This is a genomic window from Flammeovirgaceae bacterium, from assembly GCA_015180985.1.
Taxonomy (GTDB): domain Bacteria; phylum Bacteroidota; class Bacteroidia; order Cytophagales; family Cyclobacteriaceae; genus UBA2336.
The window spans coordinates 1802339-1819978 of the sequence record CP054185.1 but is presented as its reverse complement, the minus strand read 5'-3'; the positions used below and the strand labels follow the sequence as shown (position 1 = coordinate 1819978).

At 47.5% G+C, this 17640-nt stretch carries 12 protein-coding genes; 8 read left to right on the top strand and 4 right to left on the bottom strand.

What is annotated here, in order from left to right:
* Positions 1-131: 131 nt before the first annotated feature.
* Positions 132-4427 (top strand): DNA polymerase III subunit alpha, encoded by a 4296-nt coding sequence (gene dnaE / locus HRU69_08555; GenBank protein ID QOI97537.1) that lies wholly within the window; start codon positions 132-134, stop codon positions 4425-4427.
* A gap of 29 nt (positions 4428-4456) precedes the next feature.
* Positions 4457-4780, top strand: coding sequence for a thioredoxin (gene trxA, locus HRU69_08550; GenBank protein ID QOI97536.1), 324 nt, complete (start codon positions 4457-4459; stop codon positions 4778-4780).
* 40 nt (positions 4781-4820) lie between these two features.
* On the opposite strand, the gene HRU69_08545 is transcribed toward trxA, so the two are convergent.
* From HRU69_08545 to HRU69_08535, 3 genes are read right to left on the bottom strand one after another with little or no spacing between them, the layout of a single operon-like run.
* On the bottom strand, positions 4821-5963 hold the full coding sequence (locus HRU69_08545; GenBank protein ID QOI97535.1) for a P1 family peptidase: 1143 nt from the start codon (positions 5961-5963) through the stop codon (positions 4821-4823).
* 17 nt (positions 5964-5980) lie between these two features.
* Positions 5981-6481, bottom strand: coding sequence for a YkgJ family cysteine cluster protein (locus HRU69_08540; protein ID QOI97534.1), 501 nt, complete (start codon positions 6479-6481; stop codon positions 5981-5983).
* A 1-nt stretch (position 6482) separates the two neighbouring features.
* Entirely contained in the window at positions 6483-7469 is a 987-nt protein-coding gene (locus HRU69_08535) for a helix-turn-helix domain-containing protein (GenBank protein QOI97533.1), read from the bottom strand.
* Positions 7470-7845: 376 nt separating this feature from the next.
* Between HRU69_08535 and HRU69_08530 the strand changes: the two genes are divergently transcribed.
* The 6 genes from HRU69_08530 (at position 7846) to HRU69_08505 (ending at position 12632) form a co-directional block, all read left to right on the top strand.
* Positions 7846-8253 carry a VOC family protein gene (locus HRU69_08530; protein QOI97532.1) on the top strand — a complete coding sequence of 136 codons (408 nt, stop codon included), beginning with the start codon at positions 7846-7848 and terminating at the stop codon, positions 8251-8253.
* Positions 8254-8266: 13 nt separating this feature from the next.
* Positions 8267-9157 (top strand): SRPBCC domain-containing protein, encoded by an 891-nt coding sequence (locus tag HRU69_08525; protein ID QOI97531.1) that lies wholly within the window; start codon positions 8267-8269, stop codon positions 9155-9157.
* Between the two features lie 25 nt (positions 9158-9182).
* Positions 9183-9620 (top strand): VOC family protein, encoded by a 438-nt coding sequence (locus HRU69_08520; GenBank protein QOI97530.1) that lies wholly within the window; start codon positions 9183-9185, stop codon positions 9618-9620.
* A gap of 17 nt (positions 9621-9637) precedes the next feature.
* Entirely contained in the window at positions 9638-10234 is a 597-nt protein-coding gene (locus tag HRU69_08515; protein ID QOI97529.1) for a dihydrofolate reductase family protein, read from the top strand.
* Positions 10235-10287: 53 nt separating this feature from the next.
* Entirely contained in the window at positions 10288-11127 is an 840-nt protein-coding gene (locus tag HRU69_08510) for a VOC family protein (GenBank protein QOI97528.1), read from the top strand.
* Between the two features lie 77 nt (positions 11128-11204).
* On the top strand, positions 11205-12632 hold the full coding sequence (locus tag HRU69_08505; protein QOI97527.1) for an MATE family efflux transporter: 1428 nt from the start codon (positions 11205-11207) through the stop codon (positions 12630-12632).
* A 5-nt stretch (positions 12633-12637) separates the two neighbouring features.
* On the opposite strand, the gene HRU69_08500 is transcribed toward HRU69_08505, so the two are convergent.
* Positions 12638-17614, bottom strand: coding sequence for a hypothetical protein (locus tag HRU69_08500; GenBank protein QOI97526.1), 4977 nt, complete (start codon positions 17612-17614; stop codon positions 12638-12640).
* Positions 17615-17640 lie beyond the last annotated feature (26 nt).

Below are 17640 nucleotides of genomic sequence, written 5' to 3'. Positions count from 1 at the left end.
ATATAACAGAGTTGAACTAAAAACGGATTAAATTCCCAATATTGAACTAATATTCCAAAATGAACCAAATTGAAATAACTAACCAATAGCCTATTTTTACGCTGTAAACCACTACCACTTTTTAATTACTGATGTACCTGATTTTTGACACGGAAACTACCGGTGTTCCGCACAATAAAACTGCTCCGTTAACCGATCTGGAAAACTGGCCGCGACTGGTACAACTGGCCTGGCAACTGCATGACAACCGGGGTAAACTTCTTTCGCAACAGAATTTTATCATCCGGCCCGATGGCTTTAACATCCCGTTTAAGGCCGAGCAGGTGCACGGCATTTCAACCAAACGTGCTTTGGAAGAGGGTACTGAACTGGATGCCGTATTGGCTCAATTTCTATCAGATGTTGGCCAAGCTACCATGTTAGTAGGGCATAATATTGAGTTTGATATCAACATCATCGGGGCGGAATTTATCCGCAGAGACCTTGACCCCCGAAAAATACTTGAGCTCCGGAAGACAGATACCGGAATCGCCTCCATTGAATTCTGCCAGCTCAGTGGCGGTATTGGCGGCAAACTGAAAATGCCGCGCCTGCTCGAACTGCACGAGAAACTCTTTGGAAAAGGTTTTAACGATGCGCATGATGCTGCCTACGATGTAGCCGCCACAGCCCGCTGCTTTTTCGGGTTAATAACAAAAAAAGTTATCGCGCCAGTTGATGAAACTCCGGTAACAGAAATTGACTACGAAGAACCCGACCTGGAAACGGCAAACTTTGCTAAGCGCGAGAAAGTAAAACAGGCGGGTTACTCTCTTACCGGTGAATCAGAACCGGCTATTGAAAGCGCGTACTGTCACCTGCACGTGCACTCACAATTCTCCGTACTGCAAGCCACACCAGACATCAAGTCGCTGGTTAAACTGGCGGCCGATCTCAGGATGCCGGCTGTAGCCCTAACCGACCTGGGCAATATGTACGGTGCATTTAAGTTTGTAAGCGAAGCCCATGCGCTTGGGATTAAAGCCATTGTGGGATGCGAATTTTACCTGGCTGAAGAACGGAAGAAACTAAAATTTACTAAAGACAACCCCGACAAGCGCTACCAGCAGGTGTTGCTGGCAAAAAACAAAACCGGATATCATAATCTTGCGCGCCTTTGTTCACTCGGCTTCACCGAAGGTTTGTACGGTATGTATCCACGCATTGATAAAGAACTGGTTTCGCAATACCACAACAATCTCATTGCCACCACCGGAAACCTGAACAGTGAAATTCCGCACCTTATTCTTCATGTAGGCGAACGGCAAGCCGAAGAAGCATTTCAATGGTGGCATCGTTTATTTGGTAGTGATTTTTACATTGAGCTTAATCGCCATGGCCTTGCAGAGGAAGACCATGTAAACGAGGTTCTGCTGCGCTTCGCAACAAAATATGGCGTTAAGTATTTTGCCGCCAATGAAGTTTTCTACCTTGAAAAGCACGAAGCCAAAGCACAGGATGTTCTCGTATGCATTGGTGAAAATGAAAAACTAAATACCCCGAAAGGATCGGGCAGGGGCTTTCGTTACGGGCTGCCTAACGATGAATACTACTTCAAATCGCAGGAGGAAATGAAATCCATCTTCCGCGATTTACCGGAGTCCGTCCACACTATTACTGAAATAATTGATAAGGTTGAAGCTTACACCCTGGAACGCCAGGTGGTGCTTCCGAAATTTGAGATACCCCCGGGCTTTAAAACAGAAGATGATTACTTACGGCACCTGACATACGAGGGTGCAAAAAAACGCTACGATGAACTTAGTCCGGAAATAAAAGACCGGATTGAATTTGAACTGGAAACCATCCGCAAAACCGGTTACCCCGGCTATTTTCTGATTGTACAGGACCTCACCACGAAAGCACGCGAAATGGGTGTTTCGGTTGGCCCAGGCCGCGGCTCAGCAGCCGGTTCGGTGGTAGCCTATTGCACCGGTATTACCAATGTTGACCCTATTCAGTACGACTTGCTGTTCGAGCGTTTTCTTAACCCCGACCGGGTTTCTCTTCCCGATATTGATATTGACTTTGACGATGAAGGACGCGAGAAGGTACTTCAATATGTAATTGAGAAGTACGGCAAAGAGCAGGTTGCTCAAATTATTACGTATGGCACCATGGCCGCAAAATCCTCCATTCGCGATTGTGCGCGGGTAATGGACCTACCCCTGTCGGAGGCAAACCTGCTGGCCAAAATGGTTCCTGAACGGCCCGGCACAACGCTGGATGCTGCCTTTACAGAAATCAAAGATCTGGACAATATCCGGAAAGGAAACGACCTGCGTGCCGAGGTATTGAGGCAGGCTGAGGTTATAGAAGGCTCAGTTCGCAATACCGGAACCCACGCCTGTGGTGTAATCATCACACCCGATGAGCTGGCCAGCTTTGTGCCGGTTTCAACCGCCAAAGACTCCGCCATGCTGGTTACCCAGTTTGATAACAGCGTGGTTGAAAGTGCCGGATTGTTGAAAATGGATTTTCTTGGCCTCACCACCCTTACGATTATAAAAACGGCTTTAAAAAACATTAAGAAAAGCAAGGGTATTGAGATTGATATAGAGGCCATACCGCTGGATGATGAAAAGACTTATCAACTTTACCAGCGCGGTGAAACCACCGGCACGTTTCAGTTTGAAAGTGCCGGCATGCAAAAATACCTGAGGCAACTCAAGCCCGATAAGTTTGAAGACCTGATTGCCATGAATGCCCTCTACCGGCCCGGACCAATGGAGTACATCCCGGAATTTATTGCACGCAAACGCGGGCAACAGGCCATGAAATTTGACCTGCCCGAAATGCAGGAATACCTGGCTGAAACGTATGGCATTACTGTTTACCAGGAGCAGGTTATGCTGCTCTCGCAAAAACTGGCCGGTTTTAGCAAAGGCGATGCCGACATTTTGCGCAAAGCCATGGGCAAAAAGCAAAAGAGTGTGCTGGACAAGATGAAGGACAAATTCATCGAAGGCTGTAAGGCAAACGGTCATCCGCAGGCAACGTGCGAAAAAATCTGGAGCGACTGGGAGGCCTTTGCCCAGTATGCATTCAACAAATCGCACTCCACCTGCTATTCTTTGGTGGCTTACCAAACGGCCTACCTCAAGGCCAACTACCCGGCCGAGTATATGGCTGCCGTACTCACCCACTCGCAAAGCAACCTGGATAAGGTTACGTTTTTTATCGAAGAATGCCGCAACATGGGCATTAAGGTACTGGGGCCGCATGTAAATGAATCGGGGGTTTATTTTGCCGTTAACCAACAGGGTGAAATTCGTTTCGGCCTTGGAGCCATTAAAGGAGCCGGTGAAGCAGCCGTTGAAGCCATCATCCAGGAACGCGATGCCCGCGGCCCGTTTGAAGACATTTTTGATTTTGCCAAACGGGTTAACCAGCGTGCCGTAAATAAAAAAACCTTTGAGTGCTTTGCGCTCTCCGGGGCTTTCGATTGCTTCCAGGGCATCCACCGAAGGCAGTACATATATTCTAACAATGGAGAACCCAGCCTGATTGAAAAAGCCATTAAGTATGCGGGTAAATCGCAGCAGGAGGAACTCAGCGCACAGGTAAGTTTGTTTGGCGCAGCTACCGGCACAGCCATGCCCAAGCCTAAAGTGGATGCCATTGAACCGTTTAGTGAACTGGAAAAGCTTAACCTGGAAAAAGAGGTTATCGGCATTTACATCTCGGGGCATCCGCTGGATAATTTCCGCTTTGAGATTAGTGCCTTTTGCAACTCCATGTGCGGCCAGCTTGCCGACCTTGAAAAAATTGAAAACCAGGAAAAGAAAGTATGTGGTATTGTTACTTCGGTAGAACACCGGATGACTAAAACCGGAAGGCCTTTCGGCAAATTTACCCTGGAGGATTACTCGGGAAATTTCACCTTTACCTTGTTTGGCGATCAATACCGGAAATACAAAGACTTCATGTCGCAAGGGTGGTTTCTGTTTGTTGAAGGCGCTGTCCAACGAAACAACTGGGGAAACATGAATCTGGAGTTCCAGATACGCAACATCGAAAACCTGCATGACCTGGCCGAAAAACGCGTGCAGGGTATTGCTCTAAAACTACCCTTGCAGGCTATTAACCCGGAACTTATACTAACAATTGAAGAAACCGTTAAAAAGAATCCGGGAAAATCCTCCTTTCATTTATATGTCCTGGACGAACAGGAGTCCATCCAAACCGAATTACTGTCGCGCACCTACCGGGTTAATGCTTCCAATGCGGTTATCCAGGCATTTAAAAAACTAGGTGAAATCGGGATAATTTCCGACAAGACCGGGTTACGCTGGCTTGCGGATACCCTTGTTACTGAACCCGTACCTGAACCTGCAGAAGATGGAACAAATTCTTCTACCTTTGTGTTGGAAACAGCAGAACTTTAAAACTGACATAAATTCACAACATTATTATCATGGGAAAAACGATTGAACTCAACGACTCCAATTTTGATCAGATTGTAAAAACCGATAAGCCCGTATTGGTTGACTTTTGGGCCGAATGGTGCGGACCTTGTAAGATGATTGGCCCTATTGTGGAAGAACTGGCTGGCGACTACGATGGCAAAGCCGTGGTGGCTAAACTGAATGTGGATGAAAACCCGCAGACCGCAGCCAAATTCGGCATCCGCTCTATTCCAACCTTACTGGTGTTTAAAAACGGCCAGGTTGTTGATAAGCAAGTGGGCGCAGTGCCTAAATCGGTACTCTCGCAAAAGCTGGCAGCACAGGTAGCTTAAACGATTATAACCAGGTGGCCGAATCAAAACGGCCACTTTTTTAATTTTTCACCGCACCATATTTCCTCAAAATTGCAAGAACCTCCTGGCGAGGTAATGCTTCTGCTTTTCGCCCGTCTTTTCCCGTCATTGTTTCAGCACCAATTAATGAATTAATGATCGCCTCCTCAGTTGCTTCAATGGTAGCCATAAACAAAGGTGACATGGCATCGTTGCGCACATAAACCGTTGTATCCGATAAGCCCGCCTTTTCGTGCTTAATCCTCACCTGCGGGTTCGTTGAAAAACTTATCACATAATCACCGCTGCCGTTGCTGCCAATACCTCCGGTTTTAGCTAAGCCCATCATGGCACGCTGCGCAAGCCGCTCCAGGTTACGCGCATCCAGCGGTGCATCGGTAGCCACTACAATTATGCAGGAGCCATCAGCTTTTTCGGTAAGTTGATCCCGCAGGTAAAATTTTTTCAACTCTTCCCCTACCGGGGCACCATCAATCTGCAAAACACCGCCAAAGTTGGTTTGTACCAGCACGCCTACTGTATAACCGCCCAGGCTTTTTGGAAGTACCCGCGATGACGTACCGATACCGCCTTTAAAGCCGAAGCATACCGTGCCCGTACCTGCACCAACATTTCCTTCCCTCACCGAACCACCGGATGCGGATGAAAGCGCATCCAGCACATGCTGACGGCTTACATGCCTGCCGCGGATGTCATTCAAATATCCATCATTAGTCTCACCAACTACGGCATTTACCGACTGCACATGCTCATTTCCTTTTTGATTTAGCGTGTACTCGATAACAGCTTCGATTCCTGTGGAAACACATAATGTATTGGTGAGTATAATGGGTGTTTCAATATTGCCAAGTTCCTTTACCTGTGTACTGCCTGCAAGCTTTCCGAATCCGTTACCTACAAAAATGGCTGCCGGTACTTTTTCCTGGAATATGTTTCCATCATGCGGCAAAATAGCAGTAACCCCTGTACGAACTGTACTGCCCGCTACCAGCGTGGTGTGCCCAACCTTTACACCCGTAACATCGGTTATCGCATTCAGTTTACCGGTGGGCAGCACTCCGATGGTAATGCCCAGATCGCGCGCCCGGGTTTGGCCCGAAACGTACGGTAAACCCGCAACCAGCACCGATACAATAATTAATGCGCTTTTGATAAGGTTCATTATTCAAAATTTAAGGTTCAGAATTCAAGGCTCAATCTTTTAAACTGCTCTACCATTTCCAAAACCGCGGGGCAAACCAGCGTATTCCTGTGTGTCAAATCCATAATCTGAACCATCTTTTTCCGGTTGGTGTGCGGATACTCCCGGCAGGCTTTAGGCCGATCCGTGTATATTTTACAACGGTTATCAGCAAGCAGAAAGGGGCAAGGTGTTGATTGCAGCACTAAATCATTGTCTTCATCTACACGAAGGTATTTTTTTACAAAATCACCGGGCTTCATCCGTAATGACTTTGCGACACGTTCAATATCGGTTTGGTAAAAAATCGGGCTTGTGGTTTTACAGCAATTGGCACAGGCAAGGCAATCGGTTTGTTCAAATACCTCATCGTGCAGGCGGTGAAATACGTCATCTACTTTGCGGGGATTTTTATCCTTCAGTTTCAACAGAAATTTTTGATTTTCCTTTGAAAGCCGCTTCGATTTTTCACTAAACGCAGGTAGATCAGGTACGCTCATATTAAGCGGCTGTTGCTTCTGCTGCGTTGTACTTCTTACGGTATTCCAGGGGCGTCATGCCGGTAACTTTTTTAAAAACATCACGAAAAGCTTTTGCATCGGAATAACCCACTTTATACATGACCTCAGTTACATTCTCATGCGAAATCTCAAGACTCTTTTTGGCCGCTTCTATCTTCACACGTTGCAGGTATTCAATTACTGAATTGGAAGTGGCTTTCTTAAACCTGCGTTCCAGGTTTCTGCGCCCCAGCGCAAACATGCTGGCCAACTGCTCCACACTTATCTTTTCCTGGTAATTGGCTTCAATAAACTCCTGAGCTTTGCGGATTACCGGATCCTTGTGCTCCTTTTGGCCCTGGAAAATGATAAAAGGAGATTGCGTATACCGGTCAATTTCAATAGCGTAATATTTTGAGAACAAAATAGCCATTTCCCTGTTGGTGTATTTTTCCAAAAGGTAAAGCAACAAATTCCAGAACGAACTTGCCCCTCCGCTGGAATACACGCCTTGCTCATCCGTTATTACGCGATCAGAGACAAGTTCCACGTCCGGAAACATTTCGCGGAACGTATCAACGGCACTCCAGTGCGTTGAACATTTCTTCCCGTTGAGTAAACCGGTTGACGCCAGTAAAAAGGCACCCACGCACAGGCTGGCTACCTCTGCTCCCTTTTCATGTTGCCGCTTAATCCAGGGCAGGAAATCGCGGTTAGTATCAATTACTTCCGTAAAATTTCCGTTCACAGCTGGAATTATAATAAGGTCAGTATGCTCTACCTGATCAATGGTTGTATGCGGTTTCACAGTAAAAAACTGATCGTAAACCTGCGCATCAGGAGTCAGGCCTACCAGCTGAATCTGAAAAAGCGGTTGCTGCCCAACGCTGGTCAGAAACTCGTTTGCTTTATTAAAAAGAATAAACGGACCCTCAATGCAACTCAAAGCCACCGCACCCCGTGGCACTAAAATGGAAATGGTTTTCATATCCTTAGTTTTTTATCAAAACTAAGGGTTAAGGTTGTCGCAAACAACCCCCGTGAATGGCAGATTTACACCCCTTGTTGTATCTGGTTGTGTGCTACGTTTGTATTGTTAACCCATCGCACATGCAAATTGAAGTGTTCAAAACGCAAATCACCCATCACCATGAAGCACTTATGATTTCGTCCCTGCTGAAGGAAGTGTATCCTGCCTACGTCATTAATTTCGATCTAGAAGATTGCGACAAAGTTATGCGGATAAAAAGCAAAAGAGAACCAATTCATAGTGAAGACGTAGTTAAGTTATTGAACCGACTCGGGTTCTACATTGAAATACTTGAAAATGACCAACCCCTATTGAATAGCAACCCCATAAAATCATGGCTCGACAAATCTTTGTAAACCTTCCGGTAAAAAATCTTGGTGATTCGATGACTTTTTTTAAATCACTTGGTTTTTTATTCAATCCACAATTTACCGATGATAAGGCCGCCTGTATGGTTATCAGCGAAAACATCTATGCCATGCTAATCACAGAGCCCTATTTCAAAACATTCACAAAAAAAGAAATCTGCGATGCCCGAAGGCATACCGAAGTACTGATTGCACTGGATGCTTCCAGCAGGGCTGAAGTAGATGAGGTGATTAACAAGGCCGTTAAAGCCGGAGGAACAACCTACATGAAACCGCAGGATCACGGCTGGATGTACGGCCACAGTTTTGCCGACCTTGACGGCCACCAGTGGGAAATACTTTACATGGATGAAAACGCATTGTCAAAAAATTAAACTCAACTAAACTATGGAAACTGCTGCTAAAACAACCATTACCGTGCAAGCCACCATTAACGCACCGGTAGAAAAAGTGTGGCCACTCTGGACACTACCCCAACACGTTACCCGATGGAATAAGGCATCGGATGACTGGCATACCCCTCATGCCGAAAACGATTTGCGGGTTGGAGGTAAATTTCTTTCACGCATGGCCGCCCGTGACGGAAGTATGAGTTTTGACTTTACCGGAATCTATACCCGCGTGGATGAGCACCGGAAAATTGACTACACGATGTCGGATGGACGAAAGGTTTCTGTTACGTTTGCGCCCAATGGAGATTATACCTCCGTGTCTGAAACATTCGAAACCGAAAGCGTTCACTCCATAGAAATGCAGCGCGCGGGGTGGCAGGCGATACTGGATAACTTTAAAAAATATGTTGAGCTTTCCTCAAAGTTTGAGCGACTTGTTTTTGAAACCACTATTAATGCCCCTGCCGAAAAGGTCTATCATACAATGCTTGATGATAAAACGTACCGCAAATGGACAGCCGAATTCAACCCCACATCGCATTACAAGGGAAACTGGGTAAAAGGCACAAAAATACTTTTTATCGGAACCAACCAGGAAGGTAAAACCGAAGGTATTGTGAGCCGGGTTGCTGAGTTGATACCCAACAAATATGTTTCACTTGAACATTACGGAATGGTGAGCGATGGAAATGAAATTACCAGCGGCCCGGGTGTTGACGAATGGGCAGGTTCACGCGAAGATTATTCATTTACTGAAGCAAATGGTAAAACGATAGTTAAAGTGGAAATGGACTCCAATGCACAGTTCAAAGATTACTTCACCGAAGCATGGCCTCGTGCGTTAAAGAAACTAAAGGCCATTTGCGAAGCTGCTTCAAACAACTAACAACGAATAACTAACAACTAAACTCATGGCAACCGTAAGCACCTACCTGAACTTTCCGCGGCAAACCGAGGAAGCGTTTACTTTTTACAAATCTGTTTTTGGTAATGATTTCGATGGCGGCATTTCACGATTCAGCGACATTCCGCCTTCACCCGATGCCCCGCCTATCGCAGAGGCTGACAAAAACCTGGTGATGCACGTATGCCTGCCTATACTGGGCGGCCATAGGTTAATGGGCACCGATGCACCTGAATCCATGGGCTTTAAAGTGAACATGGGCAACAACGTGTACATTAACCTCGAACCCGATACGCGCGAAGAAACAAGACGGCTGTTCAAGGCACTTTCGGCCGGAGGCACCATTGAAATGGAGTTGCAGGATATGTTCTGGGGTGATTACTTCGGAAGTTGCACGGATAAATTTGGAGTGCGTTGGATGTTCAATTGTGCTGCTAAGGACTAAACCCGGATTCATTAAGCATGAGAAAAATAATTATCCTGTCGATGATCACATTGGATGGCGTTTTGCAAGGACCCGGTAGCCCCAAAGAAGACCCATCAGGCGGTTTTAAATATGGAGGTTGGGTTGCTCCGTATGATGATCAAACGTATGCCAACGTAGTACAGGAGGAATTACAACAACCGGCAGATTATCTGTTGGGCAGGAAAACGTTTGAAATCTGGGAGGATTACTGGCCTGCTCATTCAGACTTCTGGCCGGGTATCAACAATGGAACAAAATACGTCCTTTCAAAAACCCGCAAAAAGTCGCGGTGGAATAATTCTGTCTTCATCAAATCCATAGCTGACATAAAAAAAGTGAAAAACTCAAAAGGTCCGGATATGCAGGTTTGGGGCAGTAGCGAGCTCGTTCACTTATTGCTTAAGCATGATTTAGCAGACGAACTCAGGTTAAAAATTCATCCATTAATTCTGGGTAAGGGAAAAAATCTGTTCAACAATAGTTCGAGCGCAGCATCATTTACTTTGGAAAAAAGTTCTGTTACACCAACCGGAGTAATTATCGCACACTACAAGCGGGCCGGCAAAGTCAAGACCGGTGTTATGGGAGGTTAACAAAATGCAATTCAGGGCCCCGGTCAAAGAAAAACAACCATAAAAATAATCCCATGACGAACACCAATATCTATCCTTGTTTGTGGTTTAACAACAACGCACACAAAGCTGCTGAATTCTATTGCTCCGCTTTTCCGGGTTCGGCCATCCTTAAAAAATCAGCATTAGCCACAACCTTTATAACTGGCGGAACGAAATTCATGGCGTTAAATGGCGGACCGTCCTTTAGCGTAAACTCAGCCATTTCATATTATGTGTATTGCGGCAGCGAAACCGAGATTAACCGGTTATACCACTTACTCTCAACAGATGGCGATATCCTCATGCCGTTGGGGAAATACGACTGGTCGGAAAACTATGCATGGATAAGGGACCGGTTTGGTGTGAACTGGCAACTGGACGTTGACGCCATTAATTCTCATCAGAAAATTGTTCCGAGCCTATTGTTCGCCAATGCCAAGAGCAGCCTGGTAAAACGTGCATTGAATCATTATACCGGTATTTTCAGTAACTCAACAGTTTTACTGGAAGCTCCCTATCCACCCCATGCAAAACAGCCGGAAGGAACCCTGCTGTTTGCACAGGTTAAGTTGAATAATTTCATTATTAATGCCATGAGCAGTTCCCTTCCGCACGATGCCGACTTTGCGGAAGGCAATTCGTTTGTTATCGAATGCAATGATCAACAAGAAATTGATTACTACTGGAACCGACTAACCGAAGGAGGCCGGGAAAGCATGTGCGGTTGGCTGAAAGATACCTTTGGGGTAAGTTGGCAGGTGGTGCCTGCTGTTCTGGATAGCCTGATGAGTGATGAGAAGCGATCCGGAAGAGTAATGCAAGCATTCTTAAAAATGAAAAAGTTCAACATTAAGCAACTGCTGGAAGCCTGATACCAATAACAATTAGTTGCTGTTGAAACAAGATTGTTAGTAAATAGGGTACATTTGAAATCTGGTAAGCCACAACCATGCAACAAAACCCCTCTTCATCCCCTCCCGCTACTCCGGTGCGTCCATCCATTTGGCAGGAACTTAAAAATGCCATGAGCGGCACCGAGGCCGACTACACCCAAATAGGTATCAGGCGTGCTATTTTCCTGCTGGCCGTTCCGATGATCCTCGAACTGGTAATGGAATCCACCTTTGCTGTGGTTGATATTTTCTTCGTTGGCAAACTGGGCCCTTCGGCCGTAGCTACCGTTGGACTTACCGAAACCTACCTGTTTCTTTTATACTCCATTGCTATGGGATTGGCCACCGCAGTAACGGCCATTATTGCGCGAAGAGTGGGCGAGAAAAACAACGAAGAGGCCGGCCGCTCAGCCATTCAATCTATCTTCCTTGGCATACTCGCATCATTGCCATTTGCAATAGCCGGAATCTTTTACGCCAAGGAGTTGCTTCAACTGATGGGTGCCGATGCGTGGGCGCTAACCGAAGGCTACCGCTACACGCAATGGATGCTGGGTGGCAATGCGGTTATCATGCTGCTGTTTATCATCAACGCAGTATTTCGCGGTGCGGGCGATGCCGCCATCGCCATGCGTGTGCTGTGGATCGCCAATGGCATTAATATCCTGTTGGATCCGTTGTTGATTTTCGGCTGGGGATTTATTCCGGCCTTCGGCATTGAAGGCGCGGCCATGGCCACCAACATTGGCCGGGGGGCCGGGGTGCTGGTTCAGTTGTACACGCTGTTTCATGGCGGAAAACACATTAAAGCCATGTACGCTCAACTGGTTTGGGATGCAAAAATCATCCTGAACATTTTCAGAACCTCACTGGGCGGCATAGGCCAGATGATTGTGGCCATGACGTCATGGATTTTCCTGATGCGCATTTTGTCGGAAATCGGCAGCGAAGCGGTGGCCGGCTCAACCATTGCCATCCGGCTGATGATGTTTACCATGATGCCCGCCTGGGGACTATCCAATGCAGCGGCCACCCTGGTGGGGCAAAACCTCGGTGCGGGCAGTCCCGAACGGGCTGAATCATCTGTTTGGAAAATCGGGGGGTACAATATGATTTTCCTGGTGGGTGTTTCGTTTGTTTATTTTTTCTTTAACAACGCCCTGATGGGTATTTTCACAACCGATGCGCGGGTGATTGCCGTAGGCGCTGAATGGCTGCGCATACTCTCCTACTCGCTGTTTGTGTACGGCTGGTGGATGGTTTCGGTGCAGGCCTTTAACGGTGCAGGCGATACGCAAACCCCGACCAAAATTAACGTGGTGTTTTTCTGGCTCATCCAGATACCGCTGTCGTGGTTCCTGGCCATTCACTTAAACTGGCAGCAGTCGGGTGTGTTTTGGGGTGTGTTCATTTCCGAGACCTCGGTAGGGCTGTTTACCTTATGGCTTTTTTCACGAGGCGGATGGAAGACGGCCAAGGTTTAAGTTCGCTATCTCGCCACTACAAGCTTCCCGTACCCGTTCTTCAGAAACTGCTCGCCTTCCGGTATAGCCACAGAAACCAACTCGCCATTGCTGATTAATCTTACCCGGTATAGATATAATCCATTCGACAGCGTATTGCCCCTGCTGTCGGTTCCATCCCACACCAGCCGGTTGGTGCCAATCACAAAGTCGCCAAATTCAACCGTTCGTACAGGCTGGCCGTTGCCGTTAAAAACATCAAGCACCAACTTGTCGGGCGGTGTTTCACCGGAGAGCACCAGCACAAACGAGGTAATAAAAGACATTGGATTGGGATAAGGTGCCAGCAATAAGGCCGTTTGTTCATACCGCACATTAAATGTTATTGTATACAGCTCGGCACCGCTGGCATTGTTGCGCGCATCGCGGGCTTCAATCTGCAGCGTGTACTCCCCTTCCGGCAGGTTTACCGGTAGAAATTCAACACGAAAATCTTCTACATCCGTTTGGGCAAACCACGCTACATCAGCGCGGTTGAAATAAACAGGGGTTGGTGTTGTTTCTTCCGGGTAGGTAAGGAAAATTTTCACACCCAGCGTATCGGTCTTTTTAATCAACGAGTTTTCATCCCATAAGCGGATAGTGATTTTCGGATTCGGTGAAACATAGTCTCCGTTTTGCAGGTAGCGGCCGTCAACCGTTACATCAAGTACCGGGTTGAATACATCGGCCTGTACATCGAGGTGGTTGTACAGTTCCAACACATTGTTTTCATAATATTGCTCAGGCACCAGGCGCGGGTTAACAAAAACTTTTACATCGTTCAGTCCGCTTTTTTCAATGGTGTTTATAGTAAACGTAAAGGGTGTGGTCTCACCGGGTGCAGGTGCTTTAATTTTTACAGTACGCAGGTCGTTGCTCAGGGCTTGCTGATTAAATACCTCCATCCGCACCACAAGCGAATCGGAAAAATTTTTCTGCGAAATGTTTTTAAACCCGTAATTACCAATCCAGGTTTCACCTTCGTGTAAGGTAACAGGTCCGGCTTCGCCCGAATAAGTGAGTACGCCTTCGGCCACCGGGGTGTACAGCACCAGCCACTTCGTCAACTGGGGCGGGGTTAGGTTGGTAACATCTTCAGCATAGTACTCAATCTGGAGGTAAGGGTATTGCCCGGCATCAATGAACGAAAGATCAACAGAATTGCCCGCATCAAGCACAAGCAAATCAGACTGACCCTGAAGGTTTAGTCCATATATATTGAAGCGGTATAAATCCGTTACCGGAAATTCTGAAAACACTGCCTGTGCGGTAAAACTTTGCCACGCTGTTGCCGGCCCGATGCGTGTGGTTGTCATTGTTCCTGCACTGAACCCTCCGCTGATGGTACCGCTCACCGAAAGTTCCTGTTCATTAACGGGTGCGGCTGCGGGCCGGAACATTCGTGCTGTACCGGGCAAGGCGCCCTTTTTTCCGAAGAACACAACGGGTTCACCGGGTTGGAGGGAATTGATTTGTGCACCGGAAATACCAATCAGCTCAAACTGAAGTTTGGCAGCGGCCGGCCACAAGGAATATCCTGCATCACCAATGGAAAATACCACCACCGAATCGCCATCGGATACGTTGGTCATGTATTGAAAAATATCATTGCCAAGGCCTGTTACCAGTTCATTCGGTTTGAAGCTGTTAATCACCTGAGGCCTTCGGCCGCATGCCAGGCCGATAAACGGGTTAAGCTCAAGACCTGCATACGGTATGGTTGAATGCCGGTCGAACGCAATCAGGTTAATGGTGTTGTCGCGGCATACAGCCACAAAGGTTGAGGGATTGTATTCGCTGCCGTTAATTTTTACCGAAACATCGGTATGGGGTGCGGGATGGTTGCTGCCGAAGGTGTGGATATCCACCGGGATGGTGCTTTCTTCAAATTTCAGCAGGCGCAATTCGGCATCTTTCACCAATCCTACCGAACTGTTTTTAAGGTATTGCGGAAAGTGAAGCTGTGCCCAGCCTTCGGCTGAACCTGCAATGTAGCTGAATGACGATTGAACCCAATCGGAGCTCTCACCGGGTTGCGGATCCTTAAACCGGGTACGCCAGTAATACACCAGCGAATCCTGCGTGAGCAGGTCAATGGTTTTTTCGGCAATCACACCGTTTACCACAAATTGTTTCCGGTAGGGGCTGTCAAATGTATTGACTGTATCCGCCTCCAGTTCAAAATCGCGGGCTGTACCCAGAATATCGGTACTCGAAAATGTGAGTTTTGGAGTTATTGAGTTAACAATTGCGAAATCGTACGGAAACAGGTTGCGTGTAACATTAAGCGGTATGAACAGGTTAAGTTCAGCGGCATTGTTTTCTTCATTCAGTTCAGGGTACTGGTTGTACGGATCCAACTCTACCCTGAATGTGTTATTGCCAAAGCCTTTGTTCTTTTGCTGCCGGATTACAAACGAAACGGTGTCGGCATGATAGACAGGCTGATAAAGCGTGTCATACGATTCAGTTGAATTATCGTTGTAGATTCGGGTTACCCGCACGGGCAGCACATCGGGCCGGGCCTGCCCGAAATTGCGGATGATAAACCGCAGCGAAAATTCATCGGTAAGCGCGGTAACCGGTTCACCATCCAGCGACTCGACCGCCAGCGTATTGCTGCTCACTTCATAGTCGGGTTTTGTGGCCCCGAATACTTTTACAGCCGGGTCGCCCAGCAGCAGCATCTGGCTAACCTGGGTAAGATTGATTTCGGTAGGCGGGCTGGTAAGCATGTACCTCCTGGCCACTTCTTTCTGGATATCGCCAACACCAATTTTTATAAACACTGAATCGCCATACGCCACGTTATAAAAAATATCAGAATACTTGCGAAGCGTTGCCGTATAACCAAACGATGTATGCGCCATAAAGCCAAGCGCCCCCTTGTTGGCGGCCAGCACCCAGTCTTCGCCCCAGCGCAGCGTGGTAGTAAAGAAATCGGCCGAGTTGCAGCCGTTGATAAGGAACATCGGGTACTTGCCCGGGTTGTTGTACCCCAGCAGCGGATCGGTCACAAAGCCTACTTCAAAATCGTTTGTTGTGGGTGAACTGTGGCCAAAGAAAGTAATCAGGTTGGTGCCGTTATTCACTTCCTCGGCTATGTTAATAAGTTCGCCCACTTCTGTTGTGTTCTTGGCCTGCGCTTTTATGCTGGCGCCCAGGTAGGGGCCTTTGGCTACTTCTGCATATTGCTCCAGAAAAATCCTGAACGCATCCGTCTCACCGGCAGCGATGCCACCGCTTAAATGAATAAGTTGCTTACGCCACAGCGCATCAAAGGGTTGGGCTTCCATCTCTTTGACTTTATTCAGATAAGCCGCTACCTGTGCGGCCGATGTAGAAGAAATTCTGCCAGTAGGTACGGCCGGTTCATAGGTAGTGCCGGCCAAGCCGATGGTGAAAAGCATATCAGATGCCGGCATGCCGGCCGAGGGTACCAGGTTTTTATGAACGGCAAACTCCGGGGCATTCGGATTACGGAAGTAATTCCAGGAAGGGTCAAGTCCTTTACCGATAATGAAAAGGTATTTGGGCACATGCGTATCGGTAAAAAATTTCATAAACCGGTAAATCGCCAGCGGTGTGGTTTCGCCATAAGCAAACTGATCGTACAATTGGCCGATGTTTACCAACAGTGTATCATAACCACCACCTTCAACAGATGCACGGTATTCAGCATACGCTTTAACCGGATCGGCATAGCCACCGGCAGGTTGACGCAACAACGGGTGGCTGATGATGATGTAATCATGCTCTGGCGGGTTAATCTGGCGGAAGTGTACCCGCTTGATTCCTGTAACCGAACGGGCAGCTGAGGCCAGAAAGAGTTTTCGCGAAACCGTTGTTCCGGATATAACCGGATGCATAGGAGAAGCCGGTGTGGGCGGCTTATACCAAACTACATCGGCCGGATAAGTGACATCGAACAGCCGTGCACCAGCCGGTGGGCTTTGAACTTCGATGTATGATTTACCGGAAGGATTTTCATTCAGATTAAAAAACTTTTCGGTGGCACCGCTGGCATTATACGATTGCGGAAAAGTCAATTTAATATATGAAGCACTCAGGCGCGCTGCACCGGCACCCTGGCTGAGGGCACGAACACGCACCGTCATGTTGCCGTCTCCCCCGATGTCCGTCCAATTGATGGGGAGCGTAAGTGTAACCGGTGTAAACCCTGAAAAGTTTTGAGTGGTCAATAGTCGCAGACCTGCCGTATTCGGGCCGGCATAAATTTCCACGCGGTTAAGCACATCGGCACGGCTCACCACCTGCACCTGTAATACCGGGGTTCCGTCAGCCTGCACCTGATTGGTGAGATTGGTGAGCACGTAATCGGCTTGCTCATTCTGCCGAAGCAACGTGCCGGTCCAGCCTTCGCCTAAATCAAAAAAAGTATTTTGAATAAAATTGTTTGGTGCTGCCCCATAACCAATGCCGGTAGCATACTGATTTGACAGCACCATCAGGTTTTCATGAAGGTGAGAGGTTTCTTTGGGTATGCTGGTCACATTTACTTCCCAGGTAACGGGCATCCGCTTGCCGGCTTGCAGCAGGTTGTAGGTTAAGAAGTACCAGGTGGTATCGTTAAACAGGTTATGGTACGGGTGCGGCTGGTGCGCTGCTGGTTTATACAACGAGGCATCAGAAGTCCCGTCATTCTTTACACCGAAAAATTCAATGTAGTCGGTTACGTTAAAAACCGCGTCAGACTCTCCTTCTATATATATGGCCTGTTCTTCACCGCGGTGAAAGAGTTGCAATCTTCGGGGGTCTACACTCCACACCGGAAAGCCGGCATTCTGTAAATCGGTATAGGTAATGCGGTACAGGCCGGTTTGGGCAACCGGAATTTTATAGTAGAACTGATTAAACCGAATCCATTCGTTGCCGTGCTGAGAAAAAGCGGGTATTACCGCAGCCAGCACATTAAACAGCACCAATCCTCGCCAATTCATCGGTATTTTACTGAAAGCCAACCTTT

Coding starts and splice junctions, on each gene's coding strand:
- dnaE (QOI97537.1), top strand. CDS start 132: ATGTACCTGATTTTTGACACGGAAACTACCGGTGTTCCGCACAATAAA.
- trxA (QOI97536.1), top strand. CDS start 4,457: ATGGGAAAAACGATTGAACTCAACGACTCCAATTTTGATCAGATTGTA.
- HRU69_08545 (QOI97535.1), bottom strand. CDS start 5,963: ATGAACCTTATCAAAAGCGCATTAATTATTGTATCGGTGCTGGTTGCG.
- HRU69_08540 (QOI97534.1), bottom strand. CDS start 6,481: ATGAGCGTACCTGATCTACCTGCGTTTAGTGAAAAATCGAAGCGGCTT.
- HRU69_08535 (QOI97533.1), bottom strand. CDS start 7,469: ATGAAAACCATTTCCATTTTAGTGCCACGGGGTGCGGTGGCTTTGAGT.
- HRU69_08530 (QOI97532.1), top strand. CDS start 7,846: ATGGCTCGACAAATCTTTGTAAACCTTCCGGTAAAAAATCTTGGTGAT.
- HRU69_08525 (QOI97531.1), top strand. CDS start 8,267: ATGGAAACTGCTGCTAAAACAACCATTACCGTGCAAGCCACCATTAAC.
- HRU69_08520 (QOI97530.1), top strand. CDS start 9,183: ATGGCAACCGTAAGCACCTACCTGAACTTTCCGCGGCAAACCGAGGAA.
- HRU69_08515 (QOI97529.1), top strand. CDS start 9,638: ATGAGAAAAATAATTATCCTGTCGATGATCACATTGGATGGCGTTTTG.
- HRU69_08510 (QOI97528.1), top strand. CDS start 10,288: ATGACGAACACCAATATCTATCCTTGTTTGTGGTTTAACAACAACGCA.
- HRU69_08505 (QOI97527.1), top strand. CDS start 11,205: ATGCAACAAAACCCCTCTTCATCCCCTCCCGCTACTCCGGTGCGTCCA.
- HRU69_08500 (QOI97526.1), bottom strand. CDS start 17,614: ATGAATTGGCGAGGATTGGTGCTGTTTAATGTGCTGGCTGCGGTAATA.